The sequence below is a fragment of the Vallicoccus soli genome, from assembly GCF_003594885.1.
In the GTDB taxonomy this organism is placed as follows: domain Bacteria; phylum Actinomycetota; class Actinomycetes; order Motilibacterales; family Motilibacteraceae; genus Vallicoccus; species Vallicoccus soli.
Window position 1 is genome coordinate 355,564 of record NZ_QZEZ01000003.1, and the last position, 25,795, is coordinate 381,358.

Below are 25,795 nucleotides of genomic sequence, written 5' to 3' on the forward strand. Positions count from 1 at the left end.
AGGAGCCCGCCCATGGCGCCCACCGCCGGACCGGCCGGGAGCGTGCGCCCGGCGCGGCCCCAGGAGGCCGCGGAGGTCGCCGTCCTGCAGGCGGGGGCGTGGCGGGAGGCGTACGGCGACCTGCTCCCGCCCGCCGCCCTCGATCCGGCCGCCCTGGCGCCGTCCTGGACCGCCGCCGTCGAGCACCCCCCGACGCCCCGGCACCGGGTCCTCGTCGCGCTGGACGCCCCCGGGGTCGTCGGCTTCGCCGCCGCCGCCCCGGCCGAGGACGCCGACCTCGACCCCGGCGCCGCCGCCGAGCTGCTCGCCCTCGCGGTGGCCCCCGAGCACCGGCGCGCCGGGCACGGCTCCCGGCTGCTGCAGGCGGCCGCGGACCTCGCGCGCGACGACGGCACGCAGGCGCTCGTGTGCTGGGTCGGCGAGCACGAGGCGCTGCTCGCGGCCTTCCTCGCCGGTGCCGGCTGGGCGCAGGACGGGGCCCGGCGCAGCCTCGACGCCGGCTCCGGGGCACCGCTGCCCCAGCGGCGCTGGACGACCCGGCTCGGGCAGGGCGGGTGAGCTGGCAGGAGCGCCGCCGCGCCACCGTGCGCCAGGCGGCCGGCGTCGGGCTGGCCACCGGCTCGTACGGGGTCTCCTTCGGCGCCCTCGCTGTCGCCGCCGGGCTGAGCCCGGCGCAGGCCTGCGCCCTGTCCCTGCTCGCCTTCACCGGCGGCTCGCAGTTCGCGTACGTGGGTGTCGTCGCCGGCGGCGGGGCCTCGGCGTCCGGGGCGCTGTCGGCGCTGCTGCTGGGCAGCCGCAACGCGCTGTACGGCCTGCGCGTCGCCCCGCTGCTGCGCCGCGGCCCGGGTCCGCGGGGCCTGCGCCGGGCCGTCGGCGCCCAGCTCGTCATCGACGAGTCGACGGCGGTCGCCCTCGGCCAGCCGGACGAGCGCGCCGCCCGGCTCGGGTTCTGGGCGACCGGCCTCGCCGTGTACGCCCTGTGGAACGCCTCGACGCTGCTCGGGGCGCTGGCCGGGGACCTGCTCGGCGACCCGCGGACGTACGGCCTCGACGCCGCGGCACCGGCGGCCTTCGTCGCCCTGCTGGCACCGCGGCTGCGCGGGCGCGAGGCGTGGGCCGTGGCGGCGGTGGCCGCGGTGCTGGCGGTCGCGCTCGTCCCGGCCGTGCCCGTCGGGGTGCCCGTGCTGGCCGCGGGCGCCGTCGCGCTGGTCGCCGCGCTGCGGGGCGCGAGGGCGGCGGCGTGAGCTGGGCCTGGCTGCTGGCGACGTGCGCGGGGTGCTACCTGCTCAAGCTCGCCGGTACGGCGGTGCCGGAGCGGGTGCTGGACCGGCCCCGCGTCGCGCGCGCGGGGGCGCTGCTGCCGGTCGCGCTGCTCGCGGCGCTCACCGCCGTGCAGGCGGTGTCGACGGGCCGGGCGCTCATGCTGGACGCCCGCGCGGCCGGGCTGGCCGCGGGCGTCGCCGCGCTGCTGCTGCGCGCGCCGTTCCTCGTCGTGGTGGTGGTCGCGGCCGCGGTGGCCGCCGGCGTCCGCGCGCTCGCCTGAGGGTGCCCCTCACGCGGGTCCCCCGCCTGAGGGCGCCCCTCAGCAGACTCGACCCTGCTCGGGGTGCCCCTCATGCGCCGGACCCGCCTGGGGGTGCCCCTCAGCGGCCGTCGTGCTCGCGGTGCAGCACCACCGCGCGGCGCATGGCCCGCCGCGCCCGGGAGCCGTCCCCGGCGTCGGCGTACGCGACCGCGAGGCGGAACCACGCGCGCCAGTCCGCCGGCGCCGCCTCCACCTCGGCGCGGCGCCGCTCGAAGACCGCGTCGGCGGCCGCCCGGTCCACGCGCCCGCTCGGGCGGCGGGGCAGCTCGTCCTCGGGGAGCCCGCCCTCCTCGCCGAGCTGGCGCCCCAGGCGCTCGGTCGCCTGCCCGAAGCGCATCTCGAGCACGAGGATCCACAGGCCCACGACCGGGAACAGCAGCACGCCGATCCCGAGCAGGACGAACGCGGGGCGCCCGTCGCGCACGAGGGTCAGGCCGCGGTCGCCCAGCACCACGAGGTAGACGCCGAGCACGACCGCGAGCAGCAGCGCGGCACGGCGGGCGTTCACGGTGCCCGGCGCCCGGGCGCGTCGTCGAGGTAGTGCTCCAGGCCGACGGTCAGCCCGGGGTGCCGGCCGACCCGGCGCACGCCGAGCAGCACGCCCGGCATGAACGAGGAGCGGTCCAGCGAGTCGTGCCGCAGGGTGAGCACCTCCCCCTGGCCGCCGAGGAGCACCTCCTGGTGCGCGACGAGGCCCATGAGGCGCACCGAGTGCACGGGGACGCCGTCGACGACGGCGCCGCGGGCACCGTCCAGGGCCGTCTCGGTCGCGTCGGGCGCAGCGCCGAGGCCCGCCTCCGCGCGGGCGGCGGCGACGAGCTCGGCCGTGCGGCGCGCGGTCCCGCTCGGCGCGTCGGCCTTGCGCGGGTGGTGCAGCTCGACGACCTCGACGGACGGGAACCAGCGGGCCGCCTCGGCGGCGAAGCGCATGAGCAGGACGGCGCCGAGCGCGAAGTTCGGGGCGACGAGCACGCCGGTGCGCGGGCTGGCCGCGAGCCACCGGCGCACCTGGTCCAGGCGCGCCCCGTCGACCCCGCTCGTGCCGACCACGACGTGGATCCCCGCGCGCACGCAGTGCTCGAGGTTCGCCATGACGGCGTCGGGGCGGGTGAGGTCGACCGCGACCTCGACGCCGGCCCCCTCGAGTACCTCGAGCGGGTCCCCGCGGCCCACGCGCGCCACCAGCTCGAGGTCCTCGGCGGCCTCGACGGCCCGGCAGGCCTCGGCACCCATCCGCCCGTGGGCGCCGAGCACGCCGACGCGCAGCCGCCGGCCCGTCGCGGACCCGCCCGCCTGCGGCGCGCCCTCAGGCGACATGGGTGGAGAAGTCCCGGTCCTCGTCGAAGGGGCCCACCACCGCGAGCGTGCGCGGCCCGCCGAGCACGTCCGCGGCCACGGCCCGCACGTCCTCCAGGGTCACCGCCTCGATGCGCGCGAGGGACTCCTCGACGGTGAGCAGCTCGCCGTGCACGAGCTCGCTCTTGCCGAGCCGGCTCATGCGCGACCCGGTGTCCTCCAGGCCCAGCACGAGGCTGCCGCGCAGCTGCCCCTTGCCGCGCTCGAGCTCCTCGGCCGTGAGGCCCTCCTCGCGCACGAGGTCGAGCTGCTCGCGGCAGAGGGACAGGACCTCGTCCACCCGGGCGGGCTGGCAGCCGGCGTACACCCCGAACAGGCCGGTGTCGGCGTGCTGCTGGCTGTAGCTGTAGACGGAGTAGGCCAGGCCGCGCTTCTCGCGGACCTCCTGGAACAGCCGCGAGCTCATCCCGCCGCCGAGGGCGGCGCTGAGCACGCTGAGCGCGAACCGGCGCTCGTCGGCGCGGTCCAGGCCCGGCCCGCCGAGCACGACGTTGGCCTGCTCGGTGCTGCGCCGCGCGACGCGCGCTCCCGCACCGGTGGCGGGGCGGACCCGCCCGGCGGCCCGCGGCGCGCTGGGGCGCGCCTCGCCGTCGAGGAACCCGCCCGCCGCGCAGGCCGCGCGCACGAGCCGTACGACGGCGGTGTGCTCGAGGTTGCCCGCGGCGGCGACCACGATGTCCTGCGGGCGGTAGCGCCGGCGGTAGTAGCCCGCCACGGCGGTCCGCGAGAGCGACCGGATCGACTCGGCCGTACCGAGGATCGGCCGCCCCAGGGGCGCGTCGCCGAAGAGCTGCGCGGCGAACTCCTCGTGCACGACGTCCGACGGGTCGTCGTCGCGCATCGCGATCTCCTCGAGGATCACCCCGCGCTCGGCGTCGACGTCCGCGGAGGCGATGACCGAGGAGGTGACGAGGTCGCACACGACGTCCACCGCGAGCGGCAGGTCCTCGTCGAGCACCCGCGCGTAGTAGCAGGTGTACTCCTTGCCGGTGAAGGCGTTGAGCTCGCCGCCGACCGCGTCGAGCGCGGCGCTGATGTCGAGCGCGTCGCGCCGGCGGGTGCCCTTGAAGAGCAGGTGCTCGAGGTAGTGCGAGGCACCGGCGAGGCTGCGGGACTCGTCGCGCGAGCCGACGCCGACCCACACGCCGAAGGCCACCGAGCGCACGCCCGGCACGGCCTCGGTGACGACGCGCAGCCCGCCCGGCAGCACGGTGCGGCGCACCGTGCCCGCACCGTCCTGCCCGCTGACGAGCGTGCGGGTGCTGCCGGGGCGCTGCTCGCTGGCCAGGGGCGTGCCCCGACGCGCGCCGCGGCGCGGACCCCCCGGACGGGGGGCCCGCGCCGCGGGCGTGGACCGGGTGGTCACTCGGCGGGGGCGGCGGCAGCCGCGGCACCCTCGGCCGGGGCGTCCTCCTCGACGACCGGCACGAGGGAGAGCTTCCCGCGCTGGTCGATCTCGGAGATCTCGACCTGGATCTTCTGGCCCACCTTGACGACGTCGTCGACGTTCTCGACGCGCTTGCCGCCGGCGATCTTGCGCAGCTGCGAGATGTGCAGCAGGCCGTCCTTGCCGGGCAGCAGCGAGACGAACGCACCGAAGGTCGTCGTCTTGACGACGGTGCCCAGGTAGCGCTCGCCCGGCTCGGGCATCGTCGGGTTGGCGATGCCGTTGATCATCGTCCGCGCGGCCTCGGCCTTGGGGCCGTCGGTGGCGCCGATGTAGATCGTGCCGTCGTCCTCGATGGTGATCTCGGCGCCGGTGTCGTCCTGGATCTGGTTGATCATCTTGCCCTTGGGGCCGATGACCGCGCCGATCTGGTCGACCGGGATCTTGATGGTGATGATCCGCGGCGCGTACGGCGACATCTCGTCCGGCGCGTCGATGGCCTCGAGCATGACGTCGAGGATGTGCAGGCGCGCCTCCTTGGCCTGCGTCAGCGCGCTGGCCAGGACCGAGGCGGGGATGCCGTCGAGCTTGGTGTCGAGCTGGATCGCCGTCACGAACTCCTTGGTGCCGGCGACCTTGAAGTCCATGTCCCCGTACGCGTCCTCGGCGCCGAGGATGTCGGTCAGCGCGGCGTAGGAGGTCTCGCCGTCGACGGTGTCGGAGATGAGGCCCATGGCGATGCCGGCGACCGGCGCGCGCAGCGGCACGCCGGCGTTGAGCAGCGACATCGTCGAGGCGCAGACCGAGCCCATCGAGGTCGAGCCGTTCGAGCCCAGCGCCTCCGACACCTGGCGGATGGCGTAGGGGAACTCCTCCTTGGTCGGCAGGACCGGCAGCAGCGCGCGCTCGGCGAGCGCGCCGTGCCCGATCTCGCGGCGCTTCGGCGAGCCCACGCGGCCGGTCTCCCCCGTGGAGTACGGCGGGAAGTTGTAGTTGTGCATGTAGCGCTTGCGCGTCTCGGGCGAGAGCGTGTCGAGCTGCTGCTCCATGCGGAGCATGTTGAGCGTCGTCACGCCGAGGATCTGGGTCTCGCCGCGCTCGAACAGCGCCGAGCCGTGCACCCGCGGGAGCACCTCGACCTCGGCCGAGAGGGTGCGGATGTCGGTCGGGCCGCGCCCGTCGATGCGCACGCCCTCGCGCAGCACCCGCTGGCGGATGACGCGCTTGGTGACGGCCTTGAGGGCGCCGCCGACCTCCTTCTCGCGGCCCTCGAAGCGCGGGGCGACCCGCTCGGTCGCGAGCGCCTTGATGCGGTCGAGCTCGGCCTCGCGCTCCTGCTTGTCCGCGATCGTGAGGGCCTGGGACAGCTCGCCCTCGACGGCCTCGGTGACCGCCTGCAGGACGTCGTCCTGGTAGTCGAGGAACTGCGGGAACTCCCGGACCGGCTTCGCGGCGCGCCCGGCAAGGTCCGCCTGCGCCTCGCACAGCACGCGGATGAACGGCTTGGCGGCCTCGAGGCCGGCCGCCACGACCTCCTCGGTCGGGGCGGTGCGGCCCTGGCCCGTGACGAGGTCCCAGGCGGCGGTGGTCGCCTCGGCCTCGACCATCATGATCGCGACGTCGTCGCCGACGACGCGGCCCGCGACGACCATGTCGAACACGGCGGTCTCGAGCTGCTCGTGGGTCGGGAACGCGACCCACTGGTCCTCGCCCTCGCCGTCGCTGACCAGCGCGACGCGGGTGGCGCCGATCGGGCCGCTGAAGGGCAGGCCGGACAGCTGCGTCGACGCGGACGCGGCGTTGATCGCCACGACGTCGTACAGGTCCTTCGGGTCCAGCGCCATGACGGTGATGACGACCTGGACCTCGTTGCGCAGGCCCTTGACGAAGGACGGGCGCAGCGGGCGGTCGATGAGACGGCAGGTGAGGATCGCGTCCTCGCTGGGCCGGCCCTCGCGGCGGAAGAACGAGCCGGGGATGCGCCCGGCGGCGTACATGCGCTCCTCGACGTCCACCGTGAGGGGGAAGAAGTCGAAGTGCTCCTTGGGGTGCTTGCCCGCCGTGGTGGCGGACAGCAGCATCGTCTCCTCGTCGAGGTAGGCCGCGACGGAGCCGGCGGCCTGGCGGGCGAGGCGCCCGGTCTCGAAGCGGACGGTGCGGGTGCCGAAGCGGCCGTTGTCGATCGTGGCCTCGGCGGTGTGGACCTGGGGACCCTCCACGGGGCGTCCTCTCTGCTGGTGGCAGGAGCGGTCGCCGGTCGGGACGGGGTCGTCCGGTCTTCGATGGAAGCGCCCGGGGGGCGTGCCGCCCGGGGGCCACTACCGAGGACCGGTGCTCCGGCCGCGGGTGGCGGGTGGTGCTCCTGCGCTGGGTCGGGGGTGGTGCTGGTGCCCGGCACCGGGCGCGCTACGCCGAGGGGGAGCGGACCGGCGGTCCGCTCCCCCTCGTGCGTCAGCGCCGCAGGCCGAGCCGCTCGATGAGCTGGCGGTAGCGGTTGATGTCGTTCTTCGCGATGTACTGCAGGAGGCGCCGGCGGCGCCCGACCAGCAGCAGCAGCCCGCGACGGCTGTGGTGGTCGTGCTTGTGGCTCTTGAGGTGCTCGGTGAGGTCCGCGATGCGGCGGGAGAGCAGGGCCACCTGCACCTCGGGCGAGCCGGTGTCGCCCTCGGAGCCGCCGTACTCGGCGACGATCTGCTTCTTCGTGGCGGTGTCGAGCGACACGCTGGCCTCCAGGGGCGGGGTCGGTGAGCGCCGCCGGTCCAGGTCACGGCGGCAGGCACGGCTCACGCCGGCGTCGCAGCCGGCCACCCAAGGCTACCAGCGCGCCGGGCGTCCCCCTAATCCGGGCGCGGACCGGCCGTGAGCGCCCGGGTGCGCTCGACGTCCTGCGCCATCTGCGCCACGAGCTCGTCGACGGAGGCGAAGCGCAGGGTGGGCCGCAGCAGCTCGACGAGGTCGACGGCGACCCGGCGCCCGTACAGGTCGAGGTCGTCGCGGTCGAGCACGTACGCCTCCACCCGCCGCTCGGTCCCGCCGAAGGTCGGGTTGGTGCCGACGGAGACGGCCGCGGGCAGCGCGCCCCGGGGCAGGTCGCCGGGCAGGTCGCCGGGCAGGTCGCCGCTCGGGTCGCCGGGCAGGTCCAGCACGGTGAGGCGCCCGGCGTAGACGCCGTCGGCCGGCACGGCGGCCCCCCCGACGGCCGGCTCCGCGGCGAGGTTGGCGGTCGGGTAGCCGATGGTGCGCCCGCGGGCGTCGCCGTGCACGACCACGCCCTCGACCCGGTGGTCGCGCCCCAGCACCCGCCGGGCCCCCGCGACGTCGCCCTCGGCGACGAGCCGGCGCACCAGGGAGGAGGACCACCCCCCGTGCTCGTCGCCGACGCGCCCGACCGCGTCGACCGCGTACCCGCGCTCGGCGCCGAGGCGGCGCAGCAGGTCGACGTCGCCGGCGGCCCGGTGGCCGAACCGGAAGCCCTCCCCCACGACGACCTCGCGGGCGGCGAGGGCCCCCACGAGGACCTCGTCGACGAACTGCCCGGGCGGCTCCGCGGCGAGCTCGCGGGTGAAGGGGAGCACGAGCGCCGCGTCGAGCCCGAGCCCCTCCAGCAGGTCGAGCCGGCGCCCGAGGGCGGCGAGGACCGTCGGGGCCCGGTCCGGGCGCACGACGGCGGCGGGGTGCGGGTGGAACGTCACCGCGACGGCGGCCGCGCCGAGCTCGCGCGCCCGCGCCACGGCCCGGCCCACGAGGTGCTGGTGCCCGCGGTGCACCCCGTCGAAGGTGCCCACGGTGACGACGGACGGGCCCCAGCCCGGGGGCACGTCCGGCAGTCCGGTCCAGCGCAGCACGAGAGGTGAGCGTACGGGGACCCCGGGACCTACCCGCTCGTCAGGGGGCGACCTCGCGCAGCCGTTCGACGGTCGTGACGACGTCGGCGTGGGTGACGTAGGGCGCGGCGACGCCCAGGCGCACCACGTCGGGCTCGCGGAAGTCCCCCACGACGCCGCGCGCGGCGAGGTCGCGCACGACCCGCTGCGCCTGCGGGTGCGCGAGCGAGACCTGGCTGCCGCGCCGGGCGGGGTCGCGCGGGGTCACCACCCGCAGCGAGGGCACGTGGGCCCCGACGAGCTCGACGAGCAGCCCGGTCAGCGACAGGCTGCGGGCGCGCAGGGCCGCGAGGTCCACGTCCTGCAGCACGTCGAGCGCGGCGTCGAGGGCGAGCAGCGAGAGCACCGGCGGCGTGCCGCTGCGCATCCGCGAGACCGCCGCCGCCGGCTCGTACGACCCCTCCATCGCGAAGGGGCGCGCGTGCCCGGTCCACCCGGGCAGCGGGTTGGTCAGCGCGCCGTGGTGGCGCCGGGCCACGACGAGGTACGCCGGCGCCCCCGGCCCCCCGTTGAGGTACTTGTAGCCGCAGCCCACCGCGAGGTCGACGCCGTGCTCGGCGAGGCCCACCGGCAGCGCTCCCGCGGAGTGCGACAGGTCCCAGCAGGACAGCGCCCCCGCGCGGTGCGCGAGCGCGGTCAGCCCGGGCAGGTCGAGCAGCTCCCCCGTGCGGTAGTCGACGTGCGAGTACGCCACGACCGCCACGTCGCCGCCGTGCGCGGCGAGGTGCGCGGCCAGGTCCGCGGGCGCGACGCGGTCCAGCTGCAGCCCCAGCAGGTCGGCGACCGCGGCCGCGACGTAGAGGTCGGTGGGGAACGAGCCCGGCTCGACGACCAGCCTGGCCCGCCCGGGGCGCAGCCGGGCGCCGGCCGCGAGGACCTTGAACAGGTCGACGGACGTGGAGTCGGTGACGACGACCTCGTCGGGGTGCGCGCCGACGAGGCGCGCGACCTTGGCGCCGGCCCGCTCGGGGGCGGTCCACCACCCGCCCGCCTCCCAGGACGCGATGAGGTCCGTCCCCCACTGCCGCCGCACGACGTCGTCGAGGACGGCCGGGACGTGCGCGGGCAGCGCACCGAGGGAGTTGCCGTCGAGGTAGACGACGCCGTCGGGCAGCAGGAACCGCCCGCGCAGCGCGGTGAGGGGGTCGGCGGCGTCGAGGGCCTCGGCGCGGCGGCGCTCCGCCTCCAGCGGCGCCGGGACCGGCGAGGAGCGGCCGGCGGGCCGGGCGGGGTACGGGCTCGGGGGCGTCGTCGCGCTCACCCGGCGGACCCTAGCCGGGGGCCGCCGGCGCGGTCAGCCGGCGAAGACGGCGAGGTACCGCGAGCGCCCGCGGTGCAGCTCCCCCAGCGCGAGCAGCGCGCCGTCGGGGCCGAAGAACCCCGCCGGCCCCTGCGCGGGCAGGTCGAGCCCGCCGGGGCCCTCGGCGCGCAGCTGCACCCCGTGCGCCACGAGGCGCGCCTGCTCGGCGTCGACGTCGACGCGGGGGAAGGCGCGCTCGACGGCGTCGGCCAGGGGCAGCAGCGCCAGGTCGTCCTCGAGCTGCTCGAGGGTGCGCGCGACCGCGAGGTCGTACGGCCCCACCGCCGTGCGCCGCAGCGCCGTGAGGTGCCCGCCGGTGCCCAGGGCCGCTCCGAGGTCGCGCGCCAGCGCCCGCACGTACGTGCCGCTGGAGCAGCGCACCGTGACGTCGACGTCGAGCTCGTCGCCCACCGGTCGCAGGGCGTGGACGTCGAACGCGTCGACCCGCACCGGGCGGGCGGCCAGGGCGACGTCCTCGCCGGCGCGCACCAGGGCGTACGCGCGCTTGCCGTCGACCTTGACCGCGCTCACCGCGGAGGGGACCTGCAGCAGGTCCCCGGTCAGGGCGGCGGCGCCGGCGCGCACCTGCTCCTCGGTGACGCCGCGGGCGCCGCGGCGCTCGAGCACGTCCCCGGTCGCGTCGTCGGACACCGTCGAGGTGCCGAGGCGGACCGTGGCGTCGTACGCCTTGTCGGTGCCGGTGAGGTGCCCGAGCAGCCGCGTGGCCTGCCCGACGCCGAGCACGAGCACCCCGGTGGCCATCGGGTCCAGGGTGCCCGCGTGCCCGACGCGGCGGGTGCGGGCGAGCCGGCGGACCCGCCCCACCACGTCGTGCGAGGTGAGCCCGCCCGGCTTGTCGACGACGACGAGGCCGTCGCTCACCCGCGGCCCCGGGCCCCGTCGGTCGCTGCCCCGCCCGCAGCGGGCTCGCCGCCCTCGGCGTCCTCGGTGGCGTCGCTGGTGCCCGGGGTGTCCGCCCCGTCGGACGGCGCCCGGTACGGGTCCGCGTCCCCGGCGTACGTCGCGCCCGCGGCGACCCGGTGCACCTCGGCGTCGGCCTGCGCCGCGCGGGCCAGCAGGTCCTCGATGCGCGCCGCCTCCTCGGGCACCGCGTCGGCGACGAACGCCAGCGACGGGGTGTGCCGCACGCCGGTCTGGCGCCCCACCTCCGAGCGCAGGACGCCCTTGGCGCTCTCCAGCGCCGCGGCCGTGTCGGCGCGGGCCGCGTCGTCGCCGTACACCGTGTAGTAGACGGTCGCCTGCTGCAGGTCGTTGGTGACCCGGGCGTCGGTCACGGTGATGAACCCCAGCCGCGGGTCCTTAACCCGCGTCTCGAGGGTCTGCGCCACGATCACCCGGATGCGGTCGGCGAGCTTGCGCGCGCGTGCCGTGTCGACCATCCCTGCCTCCTCGTCCCGGCCCGCCACCGTGGCGGGCCTGCTCGCCGTGCGGCGGCCTCAGCCGTCGTACGGCACGTCGTCCTCCTGCGCGAGCACCCTGCGGTGGGCCGAGAGCAGCACCAGCTCGGGGCGCTCGGCGACGAGGCGCTCGCACGCGTCGAGCACCTCCTCGCAGTGCCCGGCGTCCGCGGCCACCACCGCCACGCCCACGAGGGCGCGCCGGTGCAGGTCGAGGTGCCCCGCCTCGGCCGCCGCGACGGCGTACGCGCGCCGCAGCTCGGCCAGGAGGGGGCGCACCGCGCTGCGCTTCTGCTTGAGCGAGCGGACGTCGCCCAGCAGCAGGTCCAGGGCCAGCGACCCGACGAACACGCGTCCTCCTCGTCCGTACGGGCCGGCGGCCGCGCGCCGGGGCGCACCCGCCGCGGGGCGGCCCTCCCGGTGGTCCCCGGGCGGGCCGCCCCGCAGCGCGGTGCTCAGGCGCGCGGCTTCTCGCGCATCTCGAAGGTCTCGATCGTGTCCCCGACCTTGATGTCGTTGAACGAGCCGAGCCCGATGCCGCACTCGAAGCCCTCGCGGACCTCGGTCGCGTCGTCCTTGAACCGCCGCAGCGACTCGATGCCGAGGTTCTCCCCCACGACCACGCCGTCGCGCACGAGGCGCGCCCGGCTGTTGCGGCGGATGGTGCCCGACCGGACGATCGCACCGGCGATGTTGCCGAACTTCGAGGAGCGGAAGACCTCGCGAACCTCCGCGGTGCCCAGCTGGGCCTCCTCGTACTCGGGCTTGAGCATGCCCTTGAGCGCGGCCTCGATCTCCTCGATCGCCTGGTAGATGACCGAGTAGTAGCGCACGTCCACGCCCTCGCGGTCGGCCAGCTCGCCGACCCGCTCCGCGGGGCGCACGTTGAAGCCGATGATCACCGCGTTGTCGACCGTGGCGAGGTTGACGTCGTTCTGCGTGATCGCACCGACGCCGCGGTGGATGATCCGCAGGGCGACGTCGCCGTCGACCTCGATCTTGAGCAGCGAGTCCTCGAGCGCCTCGACGGAGCCGGAGACGTCGCCCTTGAGGATGAGGTTGAGCGTCTCGACCTTGCCGGCCGCGAGGGCCGAGTCGAGGTCCTCGAGGCTGACGCGCTTGCGGCGCTTGGCCAGCGTCGCGTTGCGCTCGGCCGCCTCGCGCTTCTCGGCGATCTGCCGGGCCGTGCGGTCGTCGGGGGCGACGAGGAACTTGTCGCCCGCGCCGGGCACGGAGGTCAGGCCGAGCACCATGACCGGGCGCGACGGCGGGGCCGCGTCGATCGGGTTGCCCTGCTCGTCGAGCATGGCGCGGACGCGGCCGAAGCCGGTGCCCGCGACCATGGCGTCGCCGACGTGCAGCGTGCCGGACTGGACCAGGACGGTCGCGACGGGGCCGCGGCCCTTGTCCAGGTGCGCCTCGATCGCGATGCCGCGCGCGTCCTTGTCGGGGTTGGCCGACAGGTCGAGCGAGGCGTCGGCGGTGAGCAGCACGGCCTCGAGCAGGTCGTCGATGCCGGTGCCGTTCTTCGCCGACACGTCGACGAACATCGTGTCGCCGCCGTACTCCTCGGCCACGAGGTTGTACTCGGTGAGCTGCTGGCGGATCTTGGCGGGGTTGGCCCCCTCCTTGTCCACCTTGTTCACCGCGACGACGATCGGGGCGCCGGCCGCCTGGGCGTGGTTGAGCGCCTCGATGGTCTGCGGCATCACGCCGTCGTCGGCCGCCACCACGAGGATGACGATGTCCGTCGCGTTCGCACCGCGGGCGCGCATGGCGGTGAACGCCTCGTGGCCCGGGGTGTCGATGAACGTGATCGCCCGGTCCTCGCCCTCGTGCTCGCGGTGGACCTGGTACGCGCCGATGTGCTGGGTGATGCCGCCGGCCTCGCCCGCCGCCACCTTGGAGTTCCGCACCGCGTCGAGCAGGCGGGTCTTGCCGTGGTCGACGTGGCCCATGACCGTGACGACCGGCGGGCGCGGCACGCGCAGCGACTCGTCCTCGGACTCGAGCTCGGCGTCGAGGTCGATGTCGAACGACTCGAGCAGCTCGCGGTCCTCGTCCTCCGGGCTGACGATCTGCACGTCGTAGCCGAGCTCGGTGCCGAGCAGCTGGAACGTGTCCTCGTCGAGCGACTGCGTCGCCGTGGCCATCTCGCCGAGGTGGAAGAGCACGGTGACGAGCGACGCCGGGTTGGCGTCGATGCGGTCCGCGAAGTCCGTCAGCGAGGCGCCGCGCGGCAGGCGCACGACCGTCGAGCCGTTGCCCCGCGGGACGTTGACGCCGCCGATCGAGGGCGCCGCCATGTTGTCGAACTCCTGGCGCCGCTGCTTCTTCGACTTGCGCCCGCGGACCGGGCGGCCGCCGCCGGGACGGCCGAACGCGCCCGCGGTGCCACCGCGCCCGCGGGGGCCGCCGCCGCCGGGACGACCGGCGAAGCCGCCGCCACCGCCACCGCCACCGGGACGACCGGCGAAACCGCCGCCGCCACCGGGACGACCGGCACCGGCGCCGGGGCGCCCGGGGGCGCCGGGGCGCCCGGGAGCGCCGGCACGACCGCCGGGGCCGGGGCGCGGGCCGGCCGCGGGGCGCTGCGGCATCATGCCCGGGTTCGGGCGGGGGCCACCGGGCCGAGGCGGCATCGCACCGGGGCTCGGGCGCGGCCCGGCCGGGCCGGCCGCGCCGCCGGGGCGCGGGCCGGGCGCGGGCCGGCCCATGCCGGTGCTGCCGCCGCTGGTGAAGGGGTTGTTCCCCGGGCGCGGGCCGCCGGGGCGCTGCATCCCGGTCGAGCCGCCGCTGGAGAACGGGTTGTTGCCCGGGCGCGGCCCGGACGGGCGCGCGCCGGGGGCCGGTCGCGGGCCGGGGCGCGGGGCGCCGCCGGCCTGGCCGCCCGCACCGGGGCCCGCCTGGCCGCCGGGAGCACCCGGACCGGCCGGGCTGCCCGGGCGGGCCGGGGCGCCGGCACCGCCGGGACCCGCGGCGGGACGCTGGGCCGGGGCCGCGGCAGCGGGGCGCTGCGCGGGCTGGCCCGGGGCGGCCGGGCGCGCGGGGGCCGGGGCCGCCGCAGCGGCCGGGGCCGCCGGGGCCGCGGCGGCGGGCGCCGCCGGGGCCGCGGGCGCGGCGGGGCCGGGACGCGGACCCGGGCGGGCGCCCGGGCCGGGGACGGGACCCGGGCGCGGGCCGGCAGCGGCCGGGCGCGCCTGGGCGGGGCCGGGCTGGGCGGTCCCGGGCTGGGCGGGCGCCGGCTGCGCCGCGGCCGGCTGCTGGGGGGCGGCGGGCCGGGCGGCCGCGCCGTCGGAGGGGCCGGCCGCGGGGCGCGGGCCGGGGCGCGCCGGCGCGCCGGGGACGGCGCGCGGCGAGGGGGCGCCCGGCCGGGGGCCGGACGCGCTGCTGGGGGCGGGGGCGCTGCGCGGCGCCGCACCGGCGCCGTCGGGGAACGCGTCCCGCAGTTTGCGGACGACCGGCGGCTCGATGGTCGACGACGCCGACCTGACGAACTCGCCGAGCTCCTGGAGCTTGGCCATCGCGACCTTGCTCTCGATGCCGAGCTCCTTGGCGAGCTCGTAGACCCGGACCTTTGCCACTTCTCTCCTGTCTGGTGGTGGTCCGGGCCCTACGGCTGAGCGTGCCGGGGCACGGACCGCTACTGCGTGCGCGTGCTCATCGCGAGGTGCTCATCGAGCGCTCATGCTTCTCGACCTGCTTCCGACGGCGGTCTGTGCTGATCGTGGTCATCGTGCTGGTGCTGCTGGTCGTGCCGGTGCTGCTGGTCGTGCGGGTGCTGCTGGTCCTGCCCGCCCGCGGCGCGGGCCTCGAGGGCCCGGCGCACCGGCGTCGCGTCGAGCGGCCCCTGCAGGCGGAAGGCCCGCGGGAACGCGCGGCGCCGCTCGGCGAGCTCCAGGCACCCCGGGTCGGGGTGCAGGGACGCTCCCCGGCCGGGCAGCCGGCCCCGCGGGTCGGGGACGACGGTGCGCGCACCCTCGACCTCGACGAGGACGAGCCTCAGCAGCTCGTCCCGCGGCGCCTTGACCCGGCAGCCCACGCAGGTGCGGACAGGGGTCGACCGGCCGGCCACCGACGAGTCTAGCGCGCTGCCGGGCGCTCGGTCGCGCCCGAGCCGGCGGGTCGCGACACACCACGCTGGGTGCTCCCGCTGTCACTGGCCGGCGGCTCGCCGCCGCCGCCGTCGCCCCGGATGTCGATCCGCCAGCCGGTGAGCCGGGCGGCGAGCCGGGCGTTCTGGCCCTCCTTGCCGATCGCCAGCGACAGCTGGTAGTCCGGCACAGTGACGCGGGCCGCCCGGGCCACCGGGTCCACCACCTCGACCGCGCTCACCCGCGCCGGCGAGAGCGCGTGGCGCACGAGCTCGGCCGGGTCGTCGTCCCAGTCGACGATGTCGATCTTCTCGCCGTGCAGCGCGGTCATGACGCTGCGCACGCGCGCCCCCATGGGGCCGATGCAGGCGCCCTTGGCGTTGACGCCGGACCGGGTCGAGCGGACCGCGATCTTCGTGCGGTGCCCGGCCTCGCGGGCGATCGCCGCGATCTCCACGGTGCCGTCGGCGATCTCGGGCACCTCGAGGGCGAAGAGCTTGCGCACGAGGTTGGGGTGCGTGCGCGAGAGCGTGATCGCCGGGCCCTTGGGCCCGCGCTTGACCGACACCACGTAGCAGCGCAGCCGCGAGCCGTGCTCGTACCGCTCCCCCGGCACCTGCTCGGCCGGCGGCAGGACCGCCTCCACGCGGCCGAGGTCGACCAGGACGGTGCGCGGGTCGCGCCCCTGCTGCACGACGCCGGACACGACGTCGCCCTCGACGCCGACGAACTCGCCGAAGACCTTCTCGTCCTCCGCGTCGCGCAGCCGCTGCAGGATCACCTGGCGCGCCGTGGTCGCGGCGACGCGCCCGAAGCCGTCGGGGGTGTCGTCCCACTCGCGCGCCACCGAGCCGTCCTCGGCGACCTCCGCGGCCCAGACGGTGACGTGGCCGGTGCCCCGGTCCAGCTCGACCCGCGCCCGCGGCTGGTGCCCCTCGGTGCGCTGGTACGCCAGCATCAGCGCCTGCTCGATGGCCTGCACCAGCAGGTCGAAGGAGATCTCCTTCTCCCGCACGAGCCCCTTCAGGGCCCCCATGTCGATGTCCACGTCAGCCCTCCGTCCCGTCCTGCGCCGCGCCGTCCAGGGCACCGCCCAGCCCGTCCAGCCCGTCCACCTCGTCCTCGTCCCCCGCGCCGGGGCGGGAGAACTCGACCTGCACGCGCCCGCGGCGCAGGTCCGCCAGCGCGTAGCGGCGGGGCTCCCCGTCGACCTCCAGGTCGACGCCCTCGTCGTCGGCGGCCAGGACGCGGCCGGTCACCTCGCCGCCCTCGACGAGGTCGGCCACCACGAGGCGGGTGCGGGCGCGGCGCCAGTGCCGCGCCTCGGTGAGGGGGCGGTCGACGCCGGGCGAGGTGACCTCGAGGACGTACGGCGCGCCGCCGAGCGCCCGGTCGGCCTCGGGGGCGTCGAGCGCCGCCGAGAGCCGCTGGCTGACCTCCGCGACCGTGTCGAGGCTCACCCCGCCGTCCTGGTCGACCACGACGCGCACGACGCGGCGCTTGCCGGCGGGGGTGACGGCGAGCTCCTCGAGGTCGAGCCCGCTCCCCGCGACCACCGGTTCGAGGAGGTCGCGCAGGTCGTCCGTCCGGGCACCCCTGGGCATGTCGGCGCCGCCTCCTCGTCTGCTGTTGTCGTCGTGCGGTGGTCGTGCGGTGGTGCGCGCGGGCGGCCCCCGTCGGGGTGCCGTCGCGGTCGTCCAGCCTAGCCGCCCGCAGGGGCCGTCCCGACCGTCGCGGGGGCCCGCCGCCTAGCATCGGGCCCGGGCCGGCGAGCGGCGGACGGACGGCCGCACCGGTGGACGGCGGCACGGACGACGGCGCACGGACGACGGCGGCACGGACGACGGCGGCACGGACGGGAGGACGGGGCGTGGGCACGACCAGCGGCGCGGGGGCGAGCGGCCCGCTCGCCCCCGACCCGGCGCGGCGGCGCCTGCTCGCCGGCGCCGCGGCCCTGCTCGCCGCACCCGCGCTGGGCGGGCTCGCCGGGTGCACCACCTCCGACGCCCCCGGCGCCGGGCCCCGCGGCGCGCCGTCGACGGGCGGAGCACCGCGGCCGGGCGCTCCCGGCGGGGGCGCCGGGGACGACGGGGACGGAGGCACCCCGGCGAGCCCCGCACCGCCCACGGCGGACGAGGCGCTCGCCGTGCCCGTGGCGACCTCCAAGCGCGCCCTGCTCGCGGCGTACGACGCCACGGCCGAGCGCCACCCCGGCCTCGCCGGGCGGCTGCGGGCCCTGCGCGCCGAGGGCGCGGCGCACCTGACCGGCCTCGCCGCCCTCGTGCCCGCCGCCGGGGAGGACCCGTCGGCGTCCCCTGGACCCCCCGCGTCCACCGCGCCGACCGCGGCGCCCACCACGGCGCCCACCACGGCGCCCACCGCGGCGCCGACCGAGGGCGTCCCGCCGGTCCCCCGCGACCCCGCCGCGGCCGTCGCCGCCCTGGCCCGGCGCGAGGCGGCGCTCGCGGCGTCGCGCCTGGACGCCCTCGAGGGCGCGGGCGCCTCGCCGGAGCTGGCCCGGCTGGTCGCGGCGGTGGGCGCCTCCGAGGCCGTGCACGCCGCGCTGCTGGGGGCGGCGTGAGCACGCCGCGCCCGGGTGAGGACGCGGCGACCGCGGCGCTGCGCGCGGCCGTGGCCGGGGAGCACGCGGCGGTGTACGCGTACGGCGTCGTCGGCGCCCGGGCCGGCGCGGCAGCCGCCGACCTCGCGAGCACCGGCTACGCGGCCCACTCCGCGCGCCGGGACCGCCTCGCCGCCGAGCTCGCCGAGCGCGGCGCGCCCCCCGAGCTGCCGCGCCCGGCGTACGCGCTCCCGTCGCCGGTGACCGGGCCGGCCGCGGCCGCCCGGCTCGCCGCGCTCGTCGAGGACCGGCTCTGCACGGCGTACGGGGACCTCGTCGCGGCGGCCGAGGGCCGCCTGCGGCGCATCGGCGCGGACGCCCTGCAGGACTGCGCCGTGCGCGCCGCGCTCTGGCGCGGCGGGCCGGTGCGCCCGTTCCCCGGGGACCCCGCCCGGCGCTGAGCGAGCGCGCCGCGGGCGGGCGCCTCAGGCGGGCTCGGGGGCGCCCGAGGGCTGCCCGAGCCCGACCGCGGCGAGCACCGCGCCCGCGGCGCCCTCGACGGGGAGCTGCTCGCGCTCGCCGGTGCGGCGGTCCTTGAGCTCGACCACGCCGTCGGCCAGGCCCTTGCCGACCACGACGATCGACGGCACGCCGATGAGCTCGGAGTCCTTGAACTTCACCCCGGGCGAGACGCCGCGCCGGTCGTCGTAGAGCACCCGCGCGCCGCCGGCCTCGAGGTCCGCGCACAGCCGCTCGGCGGCCTCGAAGACCGTCGCGTCCTTGCCGGTGGCGACGACGTGCACGTCGGCGGGGGCGATCTCCCGGGGCCAGCACAGGCCCTGCGCGTCGTACGTCTGCTCGGCGACCGCGGCGACGGCGCGGGAGACCCCGATGCCGTACGAGCCCATGGTGACGACGACCTGCTTGCCGTTCTCGTCGAGCACCTTGAGGTCGAGGGCCTCGGCGTACTTGCGCCCGAGCTGGAAGATGTGCCCGATCTCGATGCCGCGGGCGATCTCCAGCGCGCCGCCGCAGCGGGGGCACGGGTCGCCCGCGCGCACCTCGGCGGCCTCGACGGTCCCGTCGCCGGTGAAGTCGCGCCCCGCGACGAGGTCGACGACGTGCCGGCCGGGCGCGTCGGCGCCGGTGACCCAGCGGGTGCCGGGGACGACGCGCGGGTCGAGCAGGTAGCGCACGCCGGCCGGGCGGTCCTCACCCAGCGCACCCGGGCCGATGTAGCCCTTGACGAGCTGCGGGCGCGCGCCGAAGTCCTCCTCGGTGAAGGGCTCGACCTCGGCGGGGGCGACCTGCGCCTCGAGGCGCTTGAGGTCGACCTCGCGGTCGCCCGGCAGCCCGACGGCGAGCGCCTCCACGCGCCCGTCGGGGTGGCGCAGGCGCACCACGACGTTCTTCAGCGTGTCCGCGGCGGTCCAGTCGCGGTCCTCGCGGCGCAGGTCCTCGCGCCCGTTGAGCAGGTCGACGAGCGTCTGGATGGTCGGCGTGGCCGGGGTGTCCTCGACGTGCGCGGCCGGCAGCCCCTCCACCGGCAGCGCCTCGGGGACGGGGGTCTCCACCGCCTCGACGTTGGCGGCGTAGTCGCACGCCGAGCACCGCACGAAGGTGTCCTCGCCGCTCTCGCACGGCGCGAGGAACTCCTCCGACGCCGAGCCGCCCATGGCTCCGGACACCGCCGAGACGATCGTGTAGTCCAGCCCCAGGCGGGTGAAGGTCCGCACGTACGCGTCGCGGTGCTGCCGGTACGACCGCTCGAGCCCCGCGTCGTCGACGTCGAAGGAGTACGAGTCCTTCATGACGAACTCGCGCCCGCGCAGGATCCCGGCGCGCGGGCGGGCCTCGTCGCGGTACTTCACCTGGATCTGGTAGATCGACAGCGGCAGGTCCTTGTACGAGGAGTACAGGTCCTTCACCAGGAGCGTGAACATCTCCTCGTGCGTCGGCCCGAGCAGGTAGTCCTGGCCCTTGCGGTCCTGCAGCCGGAACAGCAGGTCGCCGTACTCGGTCCAGCGGCCCGTCCGCTCGTACGGCTCCTTGGGCAGCAGCGCCGGGAAGTGCACCTCCTGCGCGCCGGAGCGGTCCATCTCCTCGCGCACGACGCGCTCGACGTTGCGGAACACGTGCCAGCCCAGCGGCAGCCACGAGTAGACCCCCGGCGCGGCGCGGCGGACGTACCCGGCGCGGACGAGCAGCTTGTGGCTGGGGACCTCGGCGTCGGCCGGGTCCTCGCGCAGCGTCCGCAGGAACAGGGTCGACATCCGCAGCAGCACGGGGGTGGTCTCCTCGCAGGTCAGGGGGTCCCCGCGAGGATAGCCGCGGAGGGGCGCCGGCCCGTACGCAGTCCCGCCGGGCTCAGCGCGGCGCCCAGGCCCCCGGCAGCCCGGCGAACTCGCGGACCCGCGGCGGCAGCTCGCCGCTGAGGACGTCGGCGAGGGTCACCTCGTCGAGCACCTCGCGCAGGGCGGCGCGCGCGGCGACCCAGACGGTCGGCAGGTGCTCGGCCACCCCGGCGTACTCCGTCTGGTCCGGGCGCAGCCCGCGGACCTCGGCGAGCGGGCCGTCGACGGCCCGCAGGACCTGCCCGACGGTCACCTCGTCCGGGGCCCGCAGCAGCGAGAAGCCGCCCACGGCGCCGCGCTGGCTGCGCACGATGCCCGCGCGGCGCAGGTCGCCGAGGATCGCCTCGAGGAACTTGCGCGGCAGGTCCTGCGCGGCCGCGAGGTCCTCCCCCCGCACCTGCTGCGGGTGGCGCTCGGCGAGGGCCAGCAGCGCCCGCACGGCGTAGTCGGACTTCGCGGAGATGTGCACCGGCCCATTCTGGGCCATCGGGCGCCGGGAGCGGGCCGGCCAGGGGGCCGTCAGAAGAGGACGGAGGCGAACGTCCCGACCTGGGTGAACCCCACCCGGGCGTACGCGGCGCGCGCGGGCGCGTTGAAGCTGTTGACGTAGAGCGAGACGACGGGCGCGAGGCGGGTGCGCGCGAGCTCGGCCACCGCGGCCATGCCGCCGACGGACAGGCCCCGGCCGCGCACCGAGGGATCGACCCAGACGCCCTGCACCTGGCAGGCCTGCGGCGTCACGGCGCCGACCTCGGCCTTGAAGAGGACCCGCCCGTCCTCGATGCGCGCGAAGCAGCGCCCGGCCCGCACCAGCTCCTCCACCCGCGCGCGGTAGAGCGCGCCGCCGTCGTGCCCGACCGGCGAGACGCCCACCTCCTCGGTGTACATCGCCACGCACGCCGGCACGAGCAGGTCGGTCTCGTGCGGCTCGACGACGCGCACGAGCGGGTCCGGCGGCGCCGTCGGCGGCCCCTCGAGGACGCACAGCGGCTGGTCGGGGCGGACCTCGCGCGCGGGCCCCCAGTGCGGCTCGAGCAGCTCCCACAGCGGCAGCACCTGCGCGGCCGGGCCGACGAGCGAGGAGCAGCGCCGCCCCTGGCGCCGCGCGCGCTCGGCGAAGGCGGCGACCGCCTCGCGGCCCGCCCGCACCGGGATGAGGTTCGCCCCCGCGTAGCAGACGGCGTCGAGCCGGCCGTCGACGACGTGGCCCCACACCTGCCCGCCGAGGCGCCAGGGCTCGAGGCCGGAGGCGCGCACGCGCGCGGCGAGGAAGGCGTTGACCACGGGGTCCTCGTCGAGCAGCGCGAGCACCGCGTCGAGGTCGTCCGCGCCGCACAGGCGCAGCGACGACGTCCGCAGCACGCGCTCCCCCCTCACCGCGGCGGCACCTGCGCCGGCGCCGGGCTCAGGCCCAGCTGATCGTGGGCTCGCCCGAGGGTACGCCCGCCGCCCGCATCTCCTCGGCCAGGCGCCCCGCCTCCTCGACGAGCGTCTCGACGATGAGCGCCTCGGGGACGGTCTTGATGACCTCGCCCTTGACGAAGATCTGGCCCTTGCCGTTGCCGGACGCCACGCCGAGGTCCGCCTCGCGGGCCTCGCCGGGGCCGTTGACGACGCAGCCCATGACGGCGACGCGCATCGGGACGTCGAGGCCCTCCAGGCCGGCGGTCACCTGGTCGGCCAGCGTGTAGACGTCGACCTGGGCGCGGCCGCAGGACGGGCAGGAGACGATCTCGAGGCCGCGCTGGCGCAGGCCGAGCGACTCGAGGATGGCGATGCCGACCTTGACCTCCTCGGCCGGCGGGGCCGAGAGGGAGACGCGGATGGTGTCGCCGATGCCCTCGGCGAGCAGCGCGCCGAAGGCCACGGCCGACTTGATGGTGCCCTGGAAGGCCGGCCCGGCCTCGGTGACGCCCAGGTGCAGCGGGTAGTCGCACTGCTCGGCGAGCAGCCGGTACGCGTTGACCATGACCACCGGGTCGTTGTGCTTGACCGAGATCTTGAGGTCGCGGAAGCCGTGCTCCTCGAACAGCGAGCACTCCCACAGCGCGGACTCCACGAGTGCCTCGGGGGTGGCCTTGCCGTGCTTGGCGAGCAGGCGCTTGTCGAGCGAGCCCGCGTTGACGCCGATGCGGATCGGGGTGCCGGCGTCGGAGGCCGCCTTCGCGATCTCCTTCACCTTGTCGTCGAACTGCCGGATGTTGCCCGGGTTGACCCGGACCGCCGCGCAGCCGGCGTCGATCGCCGCGAAGACGTACTTGGGCTGGAAGTGGATGTCGGCGATGACGGGGATCGTCGACTTGCGGGCGATCACCGGCAGCGCGTCCGCGTCGTCCTGGCTGGGGACCGCCACGCGCACGATGTCGCAGCCGCTCGCCGTGAGCTCGGCGATCTGCTGCAGGGTGGCGCCGATGTCGGTGGTCGGCGTCGTGGTCATCGACTGCACGGAGACCGGGGCGGTGCCGCCGACCTTGACGCCGCCGACGTCGAGCTGGCGCGAGCGCCGGCGCACCGCCAGCGGCCGCGGGGGCACCGCGGGCATGCCCAGGCTCACCGGCACCGTGCTGTCCACCGCCATGCGGAGGTCCCACCTCTCGTCGTGCATCAGGGGCTCGTACGTCCCGCGCCGCGGGTCGCGCACCACCGTCCAGTATCGCCCGGGGGGACGACGCCCGCGTGCCGCGCGGGCGTCTCGCCGCTCACAGCGGCGTGTCCGCCGGGGGCCCGGGCTCCGTCAGCCGCGCAGCGTCACGGGGTTCACCAGGTCCGCGTAGAGCAGCAGCCCGCTCATGCCGATGAGCAGGATCGCCACGGTGTACGCCACCGGCAGCATCCGCGCCACGTCGACCGGCCCCGGGTCGGCGCGCCCGCGCAGCCGGGCGACGTGCCGGCGGGTCCCCTCCCACAGGGCACCGGCGACGTGCCCGCCGTCGAGCGGCAGCAGCGGGATGAGGTTGAAGACGAACAGCGCGAGGTTCAGGGAGGCGACGAGGGAGACGAAGGCCGAGGCCTTGGTCCACAGCGGCTCCTCGAGGGCGGCCACCTCGCCGCCGATGCGGCTCACGCCGACGATGCCGATGGGGCCCTCGGGGTCGCGCTCCTGGCCGCTGAACGCGGCGCTCCACACGTCCGCCATGCGCTGCGGGATGCCCACCACCGCCGAGGCGGTGCGGCTCACCGCGGTCCAGACCTCGCCGGGCAGGTCCTGCAGCGGGACGGTCGTGCGCACCAGCTCCGGCGACACGCCGAGGAAGCTCACCGTCTCCACGCGCCGGCGCTCCGCGTCCGCGTAGCGCTGGTTGGGGATCGGCGTGACCTCGAGCTCCAGCAGCTCGCCGCCGCGGCGCACCTCGACGGGCACCGGCCGGCGCGGCGGCGCGTCGGCGATGGCGTCCTGCAGCGCGGCCCAGGTGCCGACCTCGCGCCCGCCGAAGCTGACCACCTCGTCGCCGGGGCGCAGCCCGGCCGCCGCCGCCGGTGCCGCGGGGTCGTCGGCCGTGCAGGCGGCCGCCGGCGCGGTCGCGGGCTGCACGCACTCGGAGATCCCGCCGATCGTGGCGGTGCGCGCGATGCCCTGCACGCCGATGCCCCCGAGGGCGACGGCGAGCAGCACCACGCCCAGGACCAGGTTGACCGTCGGCCCGCCGAGCATGACGACGACCTTCTGCCGCGCCTTGAGCCTGTGGAAGACCCGGTCCTCGTCGCCCGGGGCGACCTCCTCCAGGCTCATGCGGCGCGCGTCCTCGACCATGGCCTGGAACGGCCCGGTGCTCGAGCCGCGCAGGAACCGCGGGTCGTCGCCCGGCCGCGGCGGGAACATCCCGATCATCCGGATGTAGCCGCCCAGCGGGATCCACTTGACGCCGTACTCGGTCTCGCCCCGCCGCCGGCTCCACAGCGTCGGCCCGAACCCCACCATGTACTGCGTCACCTTGACGCCGAAGCGCTTGGCCGGCACGAGGTGCCCGACCTCGTGCAGCGCGATCGAGACGAGGATCGCGACGGCGAACAGGACGATCCCGAGGACCGTCAGCAGGGTGGGCATCGTCGCGGTGGCTCCTGGTGGTGGGACGGGGTACGGCCCTCAGGCCGCCGGCAGCAGCGCCGCCGCGTGCTCGCGGGCGTCGCGCTCCGCCTCCAGAACATCCTCCAGCGCCAGGACGTTCCCCGCCCGCCCCGAGAGGTGGTCCCCCACGACGCGGGCCAGCGTGTCCACGATGCCGAGGAAGGGCAGCCGCCCGGCGAGGAACGCCTCGACGCAGACCTCGTTCGCCGCGTTGTACGCCGCCGGCGCCGTCCCGCCGGCCGCGGCGGCCTCGCGGGCCAGCCGTACGGCGGGGAACGCGTCCTCGTCGAGCGGGAGGAACTCCCAGGTCGCCGCGCGGGTCCAGTCGCAGCCGGCGGCCGCGCCGGGCACGCGCGCCGGCCAGGCCAACCCGAGCGCGATGGGCAGGCGCATGTCGGGCGGGCTCGCCTGGGCCAGGGTGGAGCCGTCGACGAACTCGACCATGCTGTGGACCACCGACTGGGGGTGCACGACGACGTCGATCCGCTCGAGGGGCACGTCGAAGAGCAGGTGCGCCTCGACGACCTCGAGCGCCTTGTTCACCAGCGTCGCCGAGTTGACCGTGATGACCGGCCCCATGGACCACGTGGGGTGCGCGAGGGCCTGCTCCGGCGTGACGTGGGCGAGCTCGGCGCGGGCGCGCCCTCGGAAGGGTCCACCGCTCGCGGTGAGCACGAGCCGGCGCACCTCCTCGGCGCGGCCGCCGCGCAGGCACTGGGCCAGAGCGCTGTGCTCGGAGTCGACGGGGACGATCTGCCCCGGCGCGGCCGCGGCCCGTACGAGCGGCCCGCCGGCGATGAGCGACTCCTTGTTCGCCAGGGCGAGGGTGCGCCCGGCGCGCAGCGCCGCCAGCGTCGGGCCCAGCCCGACCGAGCCGGTCATGCCGTTGAGGACGACGTCGCAGTCCCACTGGGCGACCTCGGCGGCCGCCTCCGGCCCGGCCAGCACCTTGGGGATGCGGGTACGCCCCTCGCTGAACCCCCGCCGCTGCGCCTCCGCGTACAGCGCGAGCTGCAGGTCCTCCGCCGCGGTCCCCCGGGCCACGGACACGACCTCGACGTCGTGCTCGAGCGCCTGCCGCGCGAGCAGCCCGACGTCGCCACCGCCGGCCGCGAGCCCGACGACCCTGAACCGGTCCGGCGCGGCGCGCACCACGTCGAGGGCCTGCGTCCCCACCGACCCGGTGGACCCCAGGACCACGACCTCGCGCTGCTCGCTCACCGGCCCATCATCGCGCACCGGTACGGCCGGGGCCGCCCGGCACGGCCCCCCGCGCAGGACCTGCACTCACTCGCCGCTTCCTCTGCACGGCCGCGATCATGCAGTCCCCCGGCCGGGGGGTCGAGCCGCATCAGGTTCCGGGAGCACGCACGGCTGGGGGTCGCGGCAACGCGGGGCGCTCGGCGGTGCGGGTGTGTGGCTCTGGGGTGGGAGTGGTCGCCGGTCCCAGGAGCGGCCTGCCGACCCCGACGTAGCCGGCGTAGCCGGTCGCGTGCATGATCGCGGCCAGCGAAGTGCATGATCGCGGCCAGGCTGACGGGCCCGGCTCACGCAGCTCCCCGGTGCTGATCATGCAGTTCTCCGGCGCCGATCATGCAGTCCCCCGGCGCCGATCATGCAGTTCTCCGGTGCCGATCATGCACTTCTCGGGCGCCGATCATGCACCCATCGGGCGGCGATCATGTAGTACCCCGGCGGTGATCATGCGCCCGTGGTGCTGCCGACAGGAGGGCATAGCCCGGTCGATGCAGCAGACGCAGGAGCCGGCCGGTGGTTGACGTCGTGCCGTGA

At 76.9% G+C, this 25,795-nt stretch carries 25 protein-coding genes; 5 read left to right on the forward strand and 20 right to left on the reverse strand.

Annotated elements, in window-relative coordinates; translation table 11 throughout:
• Positions 1 to 12 precede the first annotated feature (12 nt).
• The 3 genes from D5H78_RS09760 to D5H78_RS09770 are packed head-to-tail and all read left to right on the forward strand — an operon-like array spanning position 13 to position 1,543.
• Positions 13 to 558 (forward strand): GNAT family N-acetyltransferase, encoded by a 546-nt coding sequence (locus D5H78_RS09760; RefSeq protein ID WP_119950242.1) that lies wholly within the window; start codon positions 13 to 15, stop codon positions 556 to 558.
• Positions 555 to 1,244, forward strand: coding sequence for an AzlC family ABC transporter permease (locus D5H78_RS09765; RefSeq protein WP_218566440.1), 690 nt, complete (start codon positions 555 to 557; stop codon positions 1,242 to 1,244). Before D5H78_RS09760 ends, D5H78_RS09765 begins: the two co-directional genes overlap by 4 nt.
• Positions 1,241 to 1,543 (forward strand): AzlD domain-containing protein, encoded by a 303-nt coding sequence (locus D5H78_RS09770; RefSeq protein WP_119950243.1) that lies wholly within the window; start codon positions 1,241 to 1,243, stop codon positions 1,541 to 1,543. The genes D5H78_RS09765 and D5H78_RS09770 overlap by 4 nt, the downstream gene beginning before the upstream one ends.
• A 100-nt stretch (positions 1,544 to 1,643) precedes the next feature.
• Here the strand turns inward: D5H78_RS09770 and D5H78_RS09775 are convergent, their stop codons facing one another.
• The 14 genes from D5H78_RS09775 to rimP all read right to left on the reverse strand — a co-directional run bounded on the left by D5H78_RS09775 (position 1,644) and on the right by rimP (position 16,628).
• Positions 1,644 to 2,093: a hypothetical protein gene (locus D5H78_RS09775; protein WP_119950244.1), complete on the reverse strand. Its 450-nt coding sequence runs from the start codon at positions 2,091 to 2,093 to the stop codon at positions 1,644 to 1,646.
• Positions 2,090 to 2,902: a 4-hydroxy-tetrahydrodipicolinate reductase gene (dapB, locus tag D5H78_RS09780; protein WP_119950245.1), complete on the reverse strand. Its 813-nt coding sequence runs from the start codon at positions 2,900 to 2,902 to the stop codon at positions 2,090 to 2,092. The genes D5H78_RS09775 and dapB overlap by 4 nt, the downstream gene beginning before the upstream one ends.
• Positions 2,892 to 4,307 carry a M16 family metallopeptidase gene (locus D5H78_RS09785; RefSeq protein ID WP_119950246.1) on the reverse strand — a complete coding sequence of 472 codons (1,416 nt, stop codon included), beginning with the start codon at positions 4,305 to 4,307 and terminating at the stop codon, positions 2,892 to 2,894. The genes dapB and D5H78_RS09785 overlap by 11 nt, the downstream gene beginning before the upstream one ends.
• Positions 4,304 to 6,547 carry a polyribonucleotide nucleotidyltransferase gene (locus tag D5H78_RS09790; protein ID WP_119950247.1) on the reverse strand — a complete coding sequence of 748 codons (2,244 nt, stop codon included), beginning with the start codon at positions 6,545 to 6,547 and terminating at the stop codon, positions 4,304 to 4,306. Before D5H78_RS09790 ends, D5H78_RS09785 begins: the two co-directional genes overlap by 4 nt.
• Before the next feature lie 232 nt (positions 6,548 to 6,779).
• The gene (gene rpsO, locus D5H78_RS09795; protein WP_119950326.1) at positions 6,780 to 7,049 is read right to left on the reverse strand and encodes a 30S ribosomal protein S15; all 270 of its coding nucleotides are present in this window, start codon (positions 7,047 to 7,049) and stop codon (positions 6,780 to 6,782) included.
• Positions 7,050 to 7,165: 116 nt separating this feature from the next.
• Positions 7,166 to 8,173 carry a bifunctional riboflavin kinase/FAD synthetase gene (locus D5H78_RS09800; protein ID WP_119950248.1) on the reverse strand — a complete coding sequence of 336 codons (1,008 nt, stop codon included), beginning with the start codon at positions 8,171 to 8,173 and terminating at the stop codon, positions 7,166 to 7,168.
• Positions 8,174 to 8,213: 40 nt separating this feature from the next.
• Positions 8,214 to 9,401 (reverse strand): kynureninase, encoded by a 1,188-nt coding sequence (gene kynU / locus D5H78_RS09805; RefSeq protein ID WP_119950327.1) that lies wholly within the window; start codon positions 9,399 to 9,401, stop codon positions 8,214 to 8,216.
• 105 nt (positions 9,402 to 9,506) lie between these two features.
• Complete coding sequence (gene truB / locus D5H78_RS09810) at positions 9,507 to 10,394, reverse strand: tRNA pseudouridine(55) synthase TruB (protein ID WP_119950249.1); 888 nt, start codon at positions 10,392 to 10,394, stop codon at positions 9,507 to 9,509.
• Positions 10,391 to 10,912: a 30S ribosome-binding factor RbfA gene (rbfA, locus tag D5H78_RS09815; protein WP_119950250.1), complete on the reverse strand. Its 522-nt coding sequence runs from the start codon at positions 10,910 to 10,912 to the stop codon at positions 10,391 to 10,393. Before rbfA ends, truB begins: the two co-directional genes overlap by 4 nt.
• A gap of 57 nt (positions 10,913 to 10,969) precedes the next feature.
• Positions 10,970 to 11,281: a DUF503 domain-containing protein gene (locus D5H78_RS09820; RefSeq protein ID WP_119950251.1), complete on the reverse strand. Its 312-nt coding sequence runs from the start codon at positions 11,279 to 11,281 to the stop codon at positions 10,970 to 10,972.
• Positions 11,282 to 11,385: 104 nt separating this feature from the next.
• Complete coding sequence (gene infB / locus D5H78_RS20270; protein ID WP_119950252.1) at positions 11,386 to 14,514, reverse strand: translation initiation factor IF-2; 3,129 nt, start codon at positions 14,512 to 14,514, stop codon at positions 11,386 to 11,388.
• A gap of 101 nt (positions 14,515 to 14,615) precedes the next feature.
• The gene (locus D5H78_RS09830) at positions 14,616 to 15,005 is read right to left on the reverse strand and encodes a YlxR family protein (protein ID WP_218566443.1); all 390 of its coding nucleotides are present in this window, start codon (positions 15,003 to 15,005) and stop codon (positions 14,616 to 14,618) included.
• 8 nt (positions 15,006 to 15,013) lie between these two features.
• Entirely contained in the window at positions 15,014 to 16,072 is a 1,059-nt protein-coding gene (gene nusA, locus D5H78_RS09835; protein WP_119950253.1) for a transcription termination factor NusA, read from the reverse strand.
• A 1-nt stretch (position 16,073) separates the two neighbouring features.
• The gene (gene rimP, locus D5H78_RS09840; protein ID WP_119950254.1) at positions 16,074 to 16,628 is read right to left on the reverse strand and encodes a ribosome maturation factor RimP; all 555 of its coding nucleotides are present in this window, start codon (positions 16,626 to 16,628) and stop codon (positions 16,074 to 16,076) included.
• 266 nt (positions 16,629 to 16,894) lie between these two features.
• Here rimP and D5H78_RS09845 point away from each other — a divergent pair, with 266 nt between their 5' ends.
• Positions 16,895 to 17,605 carry a hypothetical protein gene (locus D5H78_RS09845; RefSeq protein WP_119950255.1) on the forward strand — a complete coding sequence of 237 codons (711 nt, stop codon included), beginning with the start codon at positions 16,895 to 16,897 and terminating at the stop codon, positions 17,603 to 17,605.
• Positions 17,602 to 18,045, forward strand: coding sequence for a ferritin-like domain-containing protein (locus D5H78_RS09850; protein ID WP_119950256.1), 444 nt, complete (start codon positions 17,602 to 17,604; stop codon positions 18,043 to 18,045). The genes D5H78_RS09845 and D5H78_RS09850 overlap by 4 nt, the downstream gene beginning before the upstream one ends.
• A 24-nt stretch (positions 18,046 to 18,069) precedes the next feature.
• On the opposite strand, the gene D5H78_RS09855 is transcribed toward D5H78_RS09850, so the two are convergent.
• From D5H78_RS09855 to dxr, 6 genes are all read right to left on the reverse strand, one after another.
• Positions 18,070 to 19,869 (reverse strand): proline--tRNA ligase, encoded by a 1,800-nt coding sequence (locus D5H78_RS09855; RefSeq protein WP_119950257.1) that lies wholly within the window; start codon positions 19,867 to 19,869, stop codon positions 18,070 to 18,072.
• A gap of 82 nt (positions 19,870 to 19,951) precedes the next feature.
• On the reverse strand, positions 19,952 to 20,407 hold the full coding sequence (locus D5H78_RS09860) for an RrF2 family transcriptional regulator (protein WP_119950258.1): 456 nt from the start codon (positions 20,405 to 20,407) through the stop codon (positions 19,952 to 19,954).
• A gap of 50 nt (positions 20,408 to 20,457) precedes the next feature.
• Positions 20,458 to 21,300 (reverse strand): GNAT family N-acetyltransferase, encoded by an 843-nt coding sequence (locus tag D5H78_RS09865; protein ID WP_119950259.1) that lies wholly within the window; start codon positions 21,298 to 21,300, stop codon positions 20,458 to 20,460.
• A gap of 43 nt (positions 21,301 to 21,343) precedes the next feature.
• On the reverse strand, positions 21,344 to 22,498 hold the full coding sequence (ispG, locus tag D5H78_RS09870) for a flavodoxin-dependent (E)-4-hydroxy-3-methylbut-2-enyl-diphosphate synthase (protein WP_119950329.1): 1,155 nt from the start codon (positions 22,496 to 22,498) through the stop codon (positions 21,344 to 21,346).
• 174 nt (positions 22,499 to 22,672) lie between these two features.
• Positions 22,673 to 23,983 carry a M50 family metallopeptidase gene (locus tag D5H78_RS09875; protein WP_119950260.1) on the reverse strand — a complete coding sequence of 437 codons (1,311 nt, stop codon included), beginning with the start codon at positions 23,981 to 23,983 and terminating at the stop codon, positions 22,673 to 22,675.
• 39 nt (positions 23,984 to 24,022) lie between these two features.
• Positions 24,023 to 25,204, reverse strand: a complete 1,182-nt coding sequence (gene dxr, locus D5H78_RS09880; protein WP_342782447.1) for a 1-deoxy-D-xylulose-5-phosphate reductoisomerase — start codon at positions 25,202 to 25,204, stop codon at positions 24,023 to 24,025.
• Positions 25,205 to 25,795: the final 591 nt, after the last annotated feature.

What these genes read in the sequence shown, in the direction of transcription:
- D5H78_RS09760 (WP_119950242.1), top strand. Translation starts at nt 13, where the DNA reads ATGGCGCCCACCGCCGGACCGGCCGGGAGCGTGCGCCCGGCGCGGCCC.
- dapB (WP_119950245.1), bottom strand. Translation starts at nt 2,902, where the DNA reads ATGTCGCCTGAGGGCGCGCCGCAGGCGGGCGGGTCCGCGACGGGCCGG.
- rbfA (WP_119950250.1), bottom strand. Translation starts at nt 10,912, where the DNA reads ATGGTCGACACGGCACGCGCGCGCAAGCTCGCCGACCGCATCCGGGTG.
- rimP (WP_119950254.1), bottom strand. Translation starts at nt 16,628, where the DNA reads ATGCCCAGGGGTGCCCGGACGGACGACCTGCGCGACCTCCTCGAACCG.
- D5H78_RS09875 (WP_119950260.1), bottom strand. Translation starts at nt 23,983, where the DNA reads ATGCCCACCCTGCTGACGGTCCTCGGGATCGTCCTGTTCGCCGTCGCG.